Annotated in this window: 11 protein-coding genes and 1 pseudogene; 6 read left to right on the forward strand and 6 right to left on the reverse strand. The window is 41.7% G+C overall.

The window, feature by feature from the left end; all coding sequences use genetic code 11:
* A partial coding sequence (locus JMW90_RS03320) for a transposase domain-containing protein (RefSeq protein WP_201561682.1) occupies positions 1-108 on the forward strand: 108 nt, incomplete at its 5' end.
* Between the two features lie 92 nt (positions 109-200).
* On the opposite strand, the gene JMW90_RS03325 is transcribed toward JMW90_RS03320, so the two are convergent.
* The 3 genes from JMW90_RS03325 to JMW90_RS03335 all read right to left on the reverse strand — a co-directional run bounded on the left by JMW90_RS03325 (position 201) and on the right by JMW90_RS03335 (position 2954).
* Complete coding sequence (locus tag JMW90_RS03325) at positions 201-1124, reverse strand: DUF808 domain-containing protein (protein ID WP_201561683.1); 924 nt, start codon at positions 1122-1124, stop codon at positions 201-203.
* 59 nt (positions 1125-1183) lie between these two features.
* On the reverse strand, positions 1184-1708 hold the full coding sequence (locus JMW90_RS03330) for a TIGR00645 family protein (protein WP_201561684.1): 525 nt from the start codon (positions 1706-1708) through the stop codon (positions 1184-1186).
* A gap of 178 nt (positions 1709-1886) precedes the next feature.
* Positions 1887-2954 (reverse strand): DUF475 domain-containing protein, encoded by a 1068-nt coding sequence (locus tag JMW90_RS03335; protein WP_201561685.1) that lies wholly within the window; start codon positions 2952-2954, stop codon positions 1887-1889.
* 213 nt (positions 2955-3167) lie between these two features.
* Between JMW90_RS03335 and JMW90_RS03340 the strand changes: the two genes are divergently transcribed.
* The 5 genes and pseudogenes from JMW90_RS03340 to JMW90_RS03360 all read left to right on the forward strand — a co-directional run.
* The gene (locus tag JMW90_RS03340) at positions 3168-3797 is read left to right on the forward strand and encodes a DedA family protein (RefSeq protein WP_201561686.1); all 630 of its coding nucleotides are present in this window, start codon (positions 3168-3170) and stop codon (positions 3795-3797) included.
* A 181-nt stretch (positions 3798-3978) separates the two neighbouring features.
* Positions 3979-4557 (forward strand): PepSY domain-containing protein, encoded by a 579-nt coding sequence (locus JMW90_RS03345; RefSeq protein ID WP_201561687.1) that lies wholly within the window; start codon positions 3979-3981, stop codon positions 4555-4557.
* 59 nt (positions 4558-4616) lie between these two features.
* Entirely contained in the window at positions 4617-5360 is a 744-nt protein-coding gene (locus JMW90_RS03350; RefSeq protein ID WP_265089215.1) for a response regulator, read from the forward strand.
* A 3-nt stretch (positions 5361-5363) separates the two neighbouring features.
* Complete coding sequence (locus JMW90_RS03355; protein ID WP_201561688.1) at positions 5364-6980, forward strand: sensor histidine kinase; 1617 nt, start codon at positions 5364-5366, stop codon at positions 6978-6980.
* Between the two features lie 531 nt (positions 6981-7511).
* Positions 7512-7667, forward strand: a pseudogene (locus JMW90_RS03360) (IS5/IS1182 family transposase); the annotation flags it as partial.
* Between the two features lie 91 nt (positions 7668-7758).
* On the opposite strand, the gene JMW90_RS03365 reads toward JMW90_RS03360, so the two are convergent.
* The 3 genes from JMW90_RS03365 to JMW90_RS03375 form a co-directional block, all read right to left on the reverse strand.
* The gene (locus JMW90_RS03365) at positions 7759-9411 is read right to left on the reverse strand and encodes a BCCT family transporter (protein WP_201561689.1); all 1653 of its coding nucleotides are present in this window, start codon (positions 9409-9411) and stop codon (positions 7759-7761) included.
* 86 nt (positions 9412-9497) lie between these two features.
* Positions 9498-12005 carry a CoA transferase gene (locus tag JMW90_RS03370; RefSeq protein ID WP_201561690.1) on the reverse strand — a complete coding sequence of 836 codons (2508 nt, stop codon included), beginning with the start codon at positions 12003-12005 and terminating at the stop codon, positions 9498-9500.
* A 260-nt stretch (positions 12006-12265) separates the two neighbouring features.
* Complete coding sequence (locus JMW90_RS03375; RefSeq protein ID WP_201561691.1) at positions 12266-13756, reverse strand: CoA-acylating methylmalonate-semialdehyde dehydrogenase; 1491 nt, start codon at positions 13754-13756, stop codon at positions 12266-12268.
* Between the last annotated feature and the right edge of the window lie 26 nt (positions 13757-13782).

Raw genomic sequence — 13782 nt, forward strand, 5'->3', positions numbered from 1 at the left:
TTAAACGGCTTGGATGTGTCTGCCTATTTGACAGACGTGCTAAGACGCCTGCCTATTCAAGATGATCTGGATGAGTTGTTGCCTCATCGCTGGGTGCCACCGCAATAGGGGATGGTCGGATGCTTACCTTAAATCAAATTCAAACATGGCTTATTACGCTCTTGAAAAGAAGGTTAAATGAATAAAAATAATCGTTATGTCTAATGCGCAGAAGAGGGTTTATTACCGCGTACTTTACCAATCATGGTAACAATAGCCACGACGATGATACCGACGACTAAGCCTACTAACGCATTTAATAGCATCGTTATTATGCTTTCAAATATGCCTGTTAGGTGCGCTAAATCTTCCACTTCATGATGCAAAAAATCAATCCCATGCACCAAGATACCGCCGCCCACTAGAAACATCGCTAATGTCCCAGCAATCGATAAAAACTTCATCAGCTTTGGTGCTGCAGACAATAAAAAGCCGCCTATTTTCTGTTTTGCATTACTCGTCTGCTTCATTAGATAAAGACCCAAATCATCCATTTTGACGATACCTGCTACCAAGCCATAAACACCCACTGTGATACCAATGGCAATAATGGACAGCACCAAGCTTTTCTCTAAAAGCGTCGCTCCAACTGCCGAGCCTAGCGCAATCACAATAATCTCAGCCGACAGAATAAAGTCTGTACGCACCGCGCCTTTAATTTTCTCTTTTTCAAAAGCAACCAAATCAATCGTCTCATCAGCATTGGCGCGTAGGCGAGCGATTTGGTCTTCATCATGAGGTAAAATATGTGGCCAGAATTTATGAATGATTTTTTCAGCGCCCTCATAAGCCAAATATACACCTCCACACATGAGTAAAAAGGTAACTAAAGGGGGATAAATGGCACTAATAAGCAGCGCTAATGGCACTAAAATAAGCTTGTTAACGAATGAGCCTTTGGCGACTGCCCAAACTACTGGCAGCTCGCGGTCTGCTTTAACCCCTGAAACTTGCTCTGCATTAAGTGCTAAATCATCGCCCAATACACCCGCCGTTTTTTTAACGGCAACCTTGGTCATGATTGACACATCATCTAGTATCACACTGATGTCATCAAGTAAGGTTAATAAACTGGCCCCTGCCATGTGCGCTCCTTAGCGTCTATTTTTATAAATCAATGAATGGATTTTTTATTGAAGTTTTTCTAATGTTTTTTGGTATCACCGACAATCTTATCCATCAAAGCAAATAACAAGCCAGAGAATACAAACGTCATATGGATAATCACTTTCCACATCAATACATTAGCATCACTATCGCTCATGTCTTTCGGTATATCCATAAATGATTTGAGAAGATCAATGGCAGAAATGGCGACAATAGCACCGATGACTTTAAGTTTCAGACCAGAGAAATCAATTTTTCCCATCCATTCAGGACGATCCTCATGATCACCGGTATCAATCTTTGAGACAAAAATCTCATAGCCACTAAAGATGATAATGAGCAATAAGCTTGCAACCAATGACATATCGATAAGAGCCAATGTACCGACGATGATATCGGCTTCAGAAGCAGTAAACACATGGGTAATCATATGCCACAGCTCTTGGAAAAATTTGATAAACAGTAAAATAATACCAAGCACTAATCCCAAATAAAATGGAGCTAGTAACCAGCGACTATTAAATATGGTTTTCTCTAATGTGTGTTCAGCTTTCTTTAGCATGTATATCTCTTGTTTCTGGCAATATGAGTCATAAGGGGAGACGTTGACTTTAGATGATAAAAAGTAATGCGTGGCAGGAAACAGGTCATACCAATTGCTTGATATAACCTGTCATTAATAACGCTTTAAGACAAAATCTTTTTACGTTATGTTGTCTATACACCCTGTTATATAAACACTAGGTAATCGACTTTGCTTGTTGCTTGCGATGCTTGAGTGAAGCAAGCAATGCCCAACCAATAAAGGCAATACCAATCAAACCAGTAATAATCTCTGGTACATGGAATTTCACTGATAGCAGCATGATGATAGCTAAAGCACCAATGGCATAGTGCGCACCATGCTCAAGATAAATGAACTCATCAAGCGTGCCTTTGTCGACCAAAAAGATGGTCATCGAACGTACAAACATCGCACCAATGGCAAGACCTAACATAATCACGATCACGTCGTTGGTAATCGCAAATGCGCCAATCACGCCATCGAAACTGAATGAGGCATCAAGGACTTCTAAGTATAAGAAGCCGATAATACCGCCTTTCATAATGGCGCTGGTCGCTGCGGTACCTGAGCCATTCTCTTTGTTTTCTAAGTCTTCTTCGAGATCACCCTCAAGCATACCAGAAACCACTTGTACGCCAAGGTAAATCAAGATACCCCATACGCCAGCGATTAGGACAGCAGCTGATTGTTCAGGGTTAGCAAATGATACGGCAATCATCAAGACGATAAGTGCGACAAATACGCTCATGGCATCAACTTTGCCTAATTTCGCCAAACGGCTCTCTAACCAGTTAAACCAATGCACTTCTTTTTCATCAAAGATAAAGTTTAAGAAGACGAGCAATAAGAAAATACCACCGAACGCTGAAATTTCAGCATGATGCGCCAATAATCTGGCTGAGTATTCTTTAGGGTCGTTCAATGCCAAATCTATAACTTGCATCATACCAAGGTCGGCAGTCACGGCAACGATGACAATCGGGAACACCAAGCGCATACCGAATACAGCGATTAGAATACCAACTGTTAAAAATATCTTTTTCCAAAATTCATCCCAGCCCTTAAGGACTGAGGCGTTGACCACCGCATTATCGAATGATAATGAAATCTCCATGACGGCCAAAATAGCAGTAATAGAAAGGGTGGTTATCAAACCGCCCATACCGCCATGTGAATATCCCCACCATGCAGCTATCATCAATGCGATAGCTGTAAAGATGAAGTCTAAATAAAAATGTCTCATGACACATCCTGTCTGGTTGCGTAAAGCTAAGTGTATCTGCTAAAGATATGTGGTATAAAAAAAGTGGCTATTGCTAGCCACTTTTCTATGTGTGATTTTTAATGGAATATAAAGTATTTTTGAAAAATCTTCTATAGAAAATTGTGAACGCATTTCAGCTTTACTCTACTACAATAAGAAATAAATCAATCACCAACAATATAAGGTAAATCAATGCATCAAATGAGTGAATGGGTGCTGACTATCATGGCAAAGTTTGGCTATCTCGGCATTATATTTGCTATGTTTGCCGAAAATGTTTTTCCACCTATACCGTCTGAGCTTATTATGCCAGCAGCAGGTTTTGCGGCAGCTAGGGGTGATTTAAATATACTGTTGGTCATAGTAGCGGGTACGTTTGGCAGCGTTTTAGGGGCCTTGCCTCTCTATTATTTGGGAACTTTGTTCAATAAAGAGCGCCTAACAGTATTTACTGAAAAGTACGGCAAATACGTGTTTATTAAGTCTGAGGATGTTTTGTCGTCCAATGCTTGGTTCGATAAACATGGTAAGAAAGCGGTTTTTTTTGGTCGCATGGTGCCTGGTATTCGTTCATTGATCTCCATCCCTGCGGGGATGAATAGAATGCCACTGGTCTCTTTTCTAATATTAACGGCTTTGGGGGCAAGCATTTGGACGACAATATTGACCCTAGCAGGGTTTTACTTGGGCAAAAACTACGAGGTCATTGCGACTATGCTAGCGCCTTACTCTAAGGTGTTCTTGTTGCTTGCTATAGTCATTATTATTGTTTGGTTCATTAAAGGTCGACTGTCTGATCAGCACAATAGTAATAATGTTTAATACAAAACTCATTTATTGATCTTCCAAATTTAAACGACCTCTCTAAATAAAATACGACTAATGTAACTCTTAGTCAGCGCTAAGTCTCTCCTATGTTTTATCCCGTATACTGAAATGATAAATACAGTATACGGGATAGCCCATCTGTCATAAAAAATACTCAAAGACAAAGGATAACATCATGAAAAACTTATCAACCCTAAGCAAATCTATCATTATGGTACTGAGTATTGCAGGTGTCAGCACCGCTGCTATCGCTGTAGGGCAAAGCACCACTACAAAAACCGAAGTCAGTGAAGCCGTAGCAGCGGTACAAAGCAAGATCAGTCTTGAGCAAGCCATTATTATTGCTAAAAAAACCATGAAAGGTGAGATTGTTAGCGCTGACTTTGATCAACATGACCATTCAGCAGGTGGCAATTATGAAGTTAACATTGTCAACAATAATACCGAATATGAAGTAAAGATTGATGCAAATAGCGGTAAAATTTTAAGCAATAAGCAAGATAAGCTTGATAAAGAAGATATAGCAGAATATAACGCCATGAAAAAGTCTAAAACCAGTCTCAACCAAGCGATAAAAAAGGCTAACCAAAGTGTGAAAGGAAAAGTCATTGAAGCAGGGTTTGATATAGATTTTGGCAAGCCTGCCTATAAGATTGAGATTGTCAAAGGAACTCAAGTACATAAAGTGGTTATCGATAGCATGACTGGACAGATTATTCGTAGCCAAGTAGAAGCCGCTGACAGTGATGATTAATAGTACGGCGAGTAAGTGCTAAGATAGTAAATTAACCTATCATATCTAATGATTTCTGAATGGCTCTAAGCGATATTATTATAATGTCGCTTAGAGCGTTTTGGTTTAAAGCTGCCATTACCAATAAAGGAAGGCTCATGCGCGTGCTACTGGTCGAAGACGATTTAATGATTGGTGAGAGCCTGAGCGAGGCGTTGCAAGATGAGGCTTATACAGTCGATTGGGCAAAAGATGGCCGCCAAGCCATCCTAACTTTAAAAGTACAACCTTATGATATTATTTTATTGGATTTAGGCTTGCCTGAGATTGATGGTATGGGCGTATTGACCGTTATCCGAGACGCTAAGATTGACACGCCTGTACTCATTATTACCGCTCGTGATGATGTCAAAGACCGTATTGCAGGGCTTGACTCAGGGGCAGATGATTATGTGGTCAAACCCTTTGAACTCGCGGAAGTCTTTGCACGGATGCGGGTGCTTATTCGCCGTGCTCAAGGCAAGGCGGACAATCAGCTGAGTGTTGGTAATTTACATCTAGATACCTCGCATAAGCGCGTCATTATGGATGACGCTCCTGTTGACTTGACGGCTAAAGAATACATGTTGCTTGCTACCTTTATGCAATCCCCAGAAAAAGTCATGTCCAAAACGGAACTTGAAGATTCGTTATATGGTTGGGGCGGTGAGGTTGAAAGCAACGCGATTGAGTTCTTAATTCATAGTCTAAGAAAAAAGCTGGGACAACACCGAATTAAGAATGTCCGAGGACTTGGTTGGTATGTCAGTAACAATAAGGCGTAACCAATGATGTTCATTCGCCAACTCTTTAAATCCATGCAGTTTCAGCTGATTTTTTGGTCCATGTTAGCGTTACTACTATTAGCGATCGTTGCAGGTGGCTATGGCTTTTGGTACAGCTATGAAGAAATCAATGAATTTCAAGATGACAACCTTAAGAGTATGTCAGCGCTACTTGAACAAACGATTGATATTAAAGCATCTAGCGCTAACCCGTCGGATAAGAACAGTACGCACTTCGAGACCGATGAGGACGATGGTAGTATCACTGTCGATGTCATCAATACAGCGATGACCGCACCCCTAACCTATAGCTCATCTGATAAAGACTCCGATCAAGATAGTACCTCAAAGCATCAAAACGATGACGACTTTGACCATCTTGATTTAAAGCATCTCTCCTCAATCCCAACTGGTATCAGCACGCAGACGATAGATGATAAAGTATGGCGTGTCTATCGTAGTGATGGCACGGGTAAAGTTATCATCGTCAGGCAGCGTACCGAGTTCCAAGAAGATATTGCTACGTCTAGTGCGCTGCAGTCTTTTTTACCTTTAATCGTTGGTATGGCGTTTTTAATAGTGCTGCTACCCTTTATTATGTGGCGGATGCTCAAACCTGTCCGTCAACTACAGACTGACATCGGTCAGCGCCATGAAAGTGATTTGAGTGCCTTACCTGTCAGCAATTTACCGACTGAGCTCTTGCCATTAGCACAGTCTCTAAACCGATTGCTGGCACTGGTGAAGATTAGTATTGAACGGCAGCAACGCTTTATTGCTGATGCCGCTCACGAGCTGCGCTCACCGCTCACCGCTATCTCATTACAGCTGCAACGATTACAGCGTCTCACTGATGATGAGGTGATGACTGCAGGTTTAGACAAGCTTGCCATTCGCCTCAAACGCAACCAACGATTGGTCGAACAACTGTTAACGCTCGCGCGTGCTGGGAACATTAATATTACAAATAATGCCAAGCATGAGCCTGTGTCTGTCAAAGTTATTGTTGAACAAGTCATTGGTTTGCTTATCCCAATTGCTGATCATAAGAATATAGAATTGACCGTCCAGTTATCGACTGAAGACAAAGTGAATATGGACGAGACGGCCTTGTTAATACTTGTTAAAAACCTTATCCAGAACGCCATTATTTATACCTCAGATAACGGTCAGGTAACGGTTAAACTGTTACGATTTGGCGCAACTGCCAAAGAAATAGAGCGTCATAATTCTACTTTACTAAGTAGCCTTGGTGTCCATGTAGTCGGGCTTACAAATACAAAAGTCCTACCTCAGCAGCTTGCTGGCAGACTGGCCTTGCAAATAATAGATTCAGGAGAAGGCATTCACCCTGATGAGTATATAAACGTATTTGAGCCATTTGTCAGGCTGAGTCAGACGACTAAAGCGTCAGATAAACTGCCAGAAAATTCTGATAATGGGTTGCGTTCTGATAGTGTGGACAAGAAAACTGGTGAGACAGAGGGAACAGGACTAGGGCTGTCAATCGTCAAGTCAATCTGTGAGCAAGCAGGTATTGACGTTTTTATGCATGGTTCTATATTGACAGAGTCAAGTCGCAAGGATAATAAAGGATTGAGTATGACGCTAGTATTTTGAGACGTTAATATCCAATCTATCCAAACCTGATTGATCAGAAATTTGACGCACATCATCACGAGGCGTGGGTTAGTAACATTACCTATATTTGGACGCTCTATGGTTGTTTGTACTTAATAACCATGGAGCTTTTACAGTCATTACGATCTACAAAATCATCATGACAGACCAAAAAGATTTTAGGTTTATTAGTCGTGAAGTTATTTCAATAAACAAAACAGATGTAATCTCTGTTTATACAAATTGCATATAAAAATATGCTTTTATAACCGAAATGAACGATATCTGATAAATTTTCTTGATTACTGATAATATCACTATAGTGAGTTCAATATAAAAGAGTTACGCTCAGAATAGCATTATGCTGGTATAAATTTCTCTCGCTTGCTGTGCGCTTCACACTCCAAAGGCTGCGAATAATTAACCTGAACCGCCCTTGGATTGTCGGAGACTCAACATTCTGAGAGAATACGACAATCCAAGAGCGGTTCATATTAGGTGTCCTGAATTAGTTGACCACTACACGATTATATAGACTGGCACTTTTACAAGGCTCGCCACTTAGTAGAAAACGCTTTCGCTAAGCTAAAAAATTACAGAGCAGTTGCAACCAGATTTGATAAGCTCAAACAAAGTTATGAAAATACTGTAGCTTTGGCTTGTGCTTATCTTTGGTTGAAATTATGAATGTTCAACACGCCCTAAGAAACGAGTAAGGTAAAAAACAAATATTCAAGTACTAGATAGTCTATTGTTATACTTGTTGTGTTAACCTAAGTTATTGATCGTTTAAGGAATTTATATTATCTGCATTAGCAGGATTTGTATCATAAAGAATGGCCTTAACTAAGGATATTCCCATAAGCACCATCACAAAGCTAAAAGGCAGTGCACCAATAACCATAGCTGTTTTAATGGCGCCAAGTCCTCCACTGATAAGCAGAACGCCAACAACTGAGGCTAAGATGACACCCCAAAATATAATATGTGGGCGACCTTTTGGACCTTCGTTACCGCCTGAATTGATAATGTTGATAACCAAAATTGCCGAATCTAACGTGGTAACTAAGTAGGTCAATAGTAGAACCAACACTAAAATTGCCATTACCCAAGCGAAACCTGAGGACAGCATTACATCTAGCATAGCGAGTAATTGAGCCTCTTGTCCCACACCCGAAATAGCGTCACCGGCCGCACCACTGAGCGTTAAGTCAATCGCTGTTCCGCCTACCACTGAAAACCAAATAAAGCACATAAGAGCAGGTAGGATAACGGTACCAAATAGATAAGTACGGATACTACGACCCCGTGAAATGCGAGCAAAAAACACACCAACGAAGGGACCAAAAGCAATCCACCATGCCCAGTAGAACACTGACCAGTCTTTTTGCCATGTGGCAAGAGTATCGCCAACGGGCGTACCATCTGGCTGCCAAACGGTAACGAGTAGCTCAGGGAGCGCGACTACGTAGTCGAACAAGCCTACAAAAAATGCAGTTAGACCAAAGAAGGTCGAACCGAATATTAAGAAGAATGCAAAGAGAACAAAGCTTAAGCCCATGTTAATATTAGACAGCCATTTGACCCCTTTACCAAGCCCAGAAAGCGCAGACAGTGTTGCTATCCCAACGATAACTACAAGTGCAACGATAATCGCTGCCGTTGACGATGTGCCATCAGCATTGAGTAACCAATCGCCTAATCCAACTCGATGCATGCTAGAAACAAACTGCTCAACCCCAAATCCTAGTGTCTGTGCAACGCCCAAGATAGTGGCAATAACAGCGACAATATCGATCGCATTACCGAGATTACCAGATAGCTTTTTACCAAATAGTGGCGCAAGACCCGAGCGAATAGTCAGAGGTAGCTTACGACGAAATGAGAAATACGCCATAGACAATCCGACTAAGGAGTAGCAAATCCACGCACTAAATCCCCAATGTAGAAAGGCCCATTTATAGGCATATCGTACATTATCTGCAGCAGAGCCTGTTGCCATACCCTGAATGACTTCAGGATTATTGGCAAAGTGATACATTGGCTCTGCGGTCGCAAATGTTAACATACCCACACCGATACCAGCGCCGAAGATCATAGAAAACCATGAAAAGTTAGAAAACTCAGGTTTATCTCCTTGATCCCCCAAAATCAGCTTTCCATAGCGCGGAATAACGGCCAGTATCAAAGCTAAAATCAAGAAAAAAGCGACGGATAATATATACCATGTCGAGAATTGATTGAGTAAGAAGCTATTGATTGCACCTAGCATAGCCGTTGAGTTTTCGGGGAACACGACTGCCCATAAAATGAACAAGCCCAGTAAAATCTTTGCAGTAACAGTAACGTCTTTATTAAAACCCTCATAAAAGCCTTTGCTTGCAACTTTGATCGGCAGTCTAGTTAAAGGTTTTCTTTTTTCAGGCTTCATGTCTATTCCTTTAGATAGTCTTTCATTGGTTTACCTCAGTATCAAGCTACCCAATCCTTCGGGTAGCTTGATACCTATCATTTGGTTTAACTTGGTAAATACTCACTACTCCAGCTATCGCTCAAATCCCCACTGGCGATACTGGCATCAATTTCCACCACACTATAGCCAAGTTCCAGCATTATTTGACGGGTTGATTGCCCAAACTTTTCAGGTCGAGAAAGCGCGTATACGGCGCTATGCGATGGTCGAACAGCATAAGGATCAAGTTGGGTAACTTTATGACCACTTGGATGGTTCTCATAAATCGAAAAAGAATAACTACCACGATCAGTACCTGGTTTATCATCCGCTATGTGACTATATTCAGTACGTAAAGCATTAATATCCGCACAAATTACAGCAGCAATATCAGCAGCTTGTAAGCGTTTAACCCAATCATGAGCAGGAATTTTTTGAAATGCATTAGACAAAAATGTAGAACGGTCATTTTCATCTAACTGGCTAAAACCTTTTAATCCCTCAACGTTTTCAAACTTTTTCACATCGATTTCAGAAGCGTTTAATAACAAGTAATTCCCTGAAGAGGTATAGTAAAAGCGCGTCAATTCATCATGGCCGTTCGTTTCACGACCTGATGGCTCATCAAATAACCCACGTTTTTCGAAGTCATAACAATATGGAATTTGCAGTAATGCACTATTCGCTACTAATGAAGTACGACCGCGTCCAATACGGCCTGTACGATATTTTTGATATAGCGCCACGCCAATACTCATTGCTCCACCAAAGCCACACATGACATCAATGGTACCAACGTGTGCGTGTTCTTCAGGAGTGTCCATAGCTCCTCCGCAACGCAACATGATGCCAGTAGAAGCCTGTACCACATCGTCATAGCCTATGAAATCACTACTCGGACCCTTACGCACACCACTAAAACAATCAAGCTTGCAAAATATAGCGTCAGGATTTAATGCTTTTAAGCCTTCAGCATCCAACCCCATTTTCTTAATTTGTGTATCTGTCGCATTCCAAACAATAACGTCCACCGAACGAACCAATTTCTCAAATACTTCTCGTCCTTTACCCTTACCAATATCAGCAAGAATTGATCGTTTACCTACCATTTGAGACATACCATAAATGACAGTATTCCAGCTATCGTACAATGGAGATGCAGAATCAAGCTTAATCACTTCTGCACCAAAACGTGCTAAATAGCACGCCGAATGTGGCCCTGCAATGACATTACAAAGATCAAGTACCTTAATACCGTCTAACCAACCACGTTTTTCATCGTTATTACTGACTAAAGGTAACTTGGTTTTGATATTCTTTAATTCTTTTAATGCGCCATCAAAGTCAATAGGTTGCGGCGGTTTCGGTTGCAACATCAACTCACCACACTCTTCTAACCAAACAATCGGGCCTGGTTGAATCATCTTGCCATAAGTTGGATCTTCGACTTCAATCATTAGCCCTGCAGTTTCAGCATGATCATCATGGATCCATTCTTGTAACCAACGCTGTGGCGCTCCAGGTATACCGCGTTTACCAAAAATCTTTTGCCACTCTTTTGAGGTACGTATTAGAAAAGCAGCTTTCATTTTCTCAGCGATACGATCTGCCCAATGTTTTGGCATGGGATAAACACCAAGCGATGTATCAGATTTCCACTGACTAGAAGGCAAATAAGTGTCTTCCTCTTCAGTCAATCCTTCCTCAATTAATTCATCGTATAACCCTAATACTTCTAAACAACGTTTAGCATGATGTTTGTGACTAGGACACACCACGTAAAACATACGCCCATCTTTACACATATAACTGCGGTAAAAAGGATCTAGCAGTTCTTGTAATTCTTCGTAGTCCATATTCATTGGAATACCTTCAACGCGGCGGCGTTGAATTTCAACTTCACGTTGGGTCAAATAACGTTCAGGTAAGTTTTCAATTTCTATTGAATTGTAACAAAGACCTTCCATTACAGCTGCTGCAAGAGGAACTTCAATAGCATCGCCAACGCCAGTGTTTTCCCGTGCTTGTAGAGCAAAAACTACTGAAGAACCTGCTAGCATTGCACCATAAGCAGAGGGAAGTGGAAGGGGTGAGAACGATGGATTAATGCCCATTAGTACACGATTTAAACCCATGTCAGTAAAAACGCCTGAGCTCGCTGATACAATACTTTCATAGGCACGTAGCTCACGGCGCTTTTCATCATTCGAGGCAAATCCAGGAATTGATAGCGTAATCAGCTGCGGACGTTCTTTACGCAGCTTTACCAAATCTAACCCCATTTCTGCCATTTTTCCAGGGCGAAAGCCTTCGATAACGATGTCGCTTTCTAAAATTAATTTTTTAGCCTGTGCCAATCCTTCATCAGTCTTAAGATCGAGTTTTAACATCAATTTATTGCGATTTAATACGGCGTTAGCCGGACTATCCCATTTTGGACCTGACGGTGGATCTATATGAACTACTGTTGCGCCTAAGTCGCCAAGCATCATGCCTACAGCGGGACCTGCAATATATTGACCAAAATCAATGACTTTGACACCTGTGAGTGGTAATTCAGAAGTTTCTCGCATAGCTATCCATCCTTAGAATTTTATTGTACTACTATGAAAAATTAGAATTTAATGAGAGGCGACAGCATAGCCGTAGGTAGCTATCAAACTATAATCAGCCTCACTTCACGCATACATCTGCGTCCGAAATGTAAACGTATCAATAACACTGTACCGAGGTATGTATTGCAAAATTCGATACGGTGTTATTGGACTCTTCTATTTCACAGATACTATAAAGGCACTGCCCATAAAAGAGGTTGTGCTCAAAAATTGGATGGTTAAGTAGGCATAGAGAACTGCTTTTCTTCTCGTAACACTGCGCTAGGCCAGCGTTGCGTGATTGTTTTGCGTTTAGTAAAAAATCTCACACCGTCTGGTCCATACATAGCTAAGTCACCAAATAGTGAACGCTTCCATCCGCCAAAGCTTTGAGAAGCTACAGGTACGGGTAGTGGAATATTCACACCAACCATACCTACTTCGATGTTATCGATAAAATGACGAGCCGCTTCACCGTCTCTTGTATAAATACAAGTACCATTGCCATACTCATGATCGTTTATGAGCTGTACTGCCTCGCTCATGGTCTGCACACGCATAACCTGTAAGACTGGCCCAAAGATCTCTGCCTCGTAACTGTGCATCTCTTTGGTGACATGATCAATCAAAGTAGGACCCACGAAAAATCCTTGCTCGTAGCCTTCTGGTGCAGCATCAGAGCCATCGATGACCAGTTTTGCACCTTGATCGGTAGCGCTTTTGATGTGCTCTAATATCTTAGATTTGTGTGCCTGAGTAATAACAGGGCCAAAGTCGTTACTTTTATCTGAATGAACACCCAGTTTTAGCCCTTGAATAGCAGGCTGCAGTGCCGCAATCATCTTGTCAGCAGTCTCATCACCGACCGCAACTGCGACAGATAGCGCCATACAACGCTCTCCTGATGAGCCGAAAGCTGCCCCTAATAGTGAAGTAACCACATTGTCTAAGTCCGCATCTGGCATGACGATCGCATGATTTTTTGCACCGCCGAGCGCCTGACAGCGTTTACCTTGTGCGGCGGCTGTCGTATAGATGTATTCAGCAATAGGAGTGGAGCCTACGAAGCTAACGGCTTTGACATCAGGATGATGTAAAATAGCATCGACAGCTTCTTTGCCACCATTCACCACATTAATAACACCATCAGGTAAGCCTGCTTGCTGCAAGAGTTGTGCAATAAAGAGTGTGGCGCTTGGATCACGCTCAGACGGTTTTAATATAAAGGTATTGCCGCAAACGATAGCCATAGGGAACATCCACAGCGGCACCATCACAGGGAAGTTAAAGGGGGTGATACCAGCGACTATGCCCAATGGATGAAACTCACTCCAAGAGTCTATATCGGTAGCAACATTACGACTGTGCTCACCCTTTAATAGCTCAGGCGCTCCACAAGCATATTCGACATTTTCAATACCACGCTGTAGCTCACCGGCGGCATCATGAACGATTTTTCCATGCTCCTCACCGACTAATCTGCATATCTCATCAGCATTTTGCTCTAATAATTCTTTGAATTTGAACATGACGCGCGCGCGTTTTAATGGTGACGTTTTGCTCCATGCTGGAAAAGCAGCTTTAGCCGCAGCGACTGCTTCACCGATAGTTTTTTCACCACCCAAAGCCACTTGCTTACTCACTTCACCCGTTGAGGGGTTGTAAATATCTTGAGTTTGGCTGTCATTATTTGACATGCTGCCGTTAATTAAATGTCCGATAGTTTGCATAATATTTTTCCTTTTATAGCGTTTGG

Source organism: Psychrobacter glacincola, assembly GCF_904846215.1.
GTDB classification, from domain to species: Bacteria; Pseudomonadota; Gammaproteobacteria; order Pseudomonadales; family Moraxellaceae; genus Psychrobacter; species Psychrobacter glacincola.

What these genes read in the sequence shown, in the direction of transcription:
- JMW90_RS03325 (WP_201561683.1), bottom strand. Translation starts at nt 1,124, where the DNA reads ATGGCAGGGGCCAGTTTATTAACCTTACTTGATGACATCAGTGTGATA.
- JMW90_RS03330 (WP_201561684.1), bottom strand. Translation starts at nt 1,708, where the DNA reads ATGCTAAAGAAAGCTGAACACACATTAGAGAAAACCATATTTAATAGT.
- JMW90_RS03335 (WP_201561685.1), bottom strand. Translation starts at nt 2,954, where the DNA reads ATGAGACATTTTTATTTAGACTTCATCTTTACAGCTATCGCATTGATG.
- JMW90_RS03340 (WP_201561686.1), top strand. Translation starts at nt 3,168, where the DNA reads ATGCATCAAATGAGTGAATGGGTGCTGACTATCATGGCAAAGTTTGGC.
- JMW90_RS03345 (WP_201561687.1), top strand. Translation starts at nt 3,979, where the DNA reads ATGAAAAACTTATCAACCCTAAGCAAATCTATCATTATGGTACTGAGT.
- JMW90_RS03350 (WP_265089215.1), top strand. Translation starts at nt 4,617, where the DNA reads ATGGCTCTAAGCGATATTATTATAATGTCGCTTAGAGCGTTTTGGTTT.
- JMW90_RS03355 (WP_201561688.1), top strand. Translation starts at nt 5,364, where the DNA reads ATGATGTTCATTCGCCAACTCTTTAAATCCATGCAGTTTCAGCTGATT.
- JMW90_RS03365 (WP_201561689.1), bottom strand. Translation starts at nt 9,411, where the DNA reads ATGAAGCCTGAAAAAAGAAAACCTTTAACTAGACTGCCGATCAAAGTT.
- JMW90_RS03370 (WP_201561690.1), bottom strand. Translation starts at nt 12,005, where the DNA reads ATGCGAGAAACTTCTGAATTACCACTCACAGGTGTCAAAGTCATTGAT.
- JMW90_RS03375 (WP_201561691.1), bottom strand. Translation starts at nt 13,756, where the DNA reads ATGCAAACTATCGGACATTTAATTAACGGCAGCATGTCAAATAATGAC.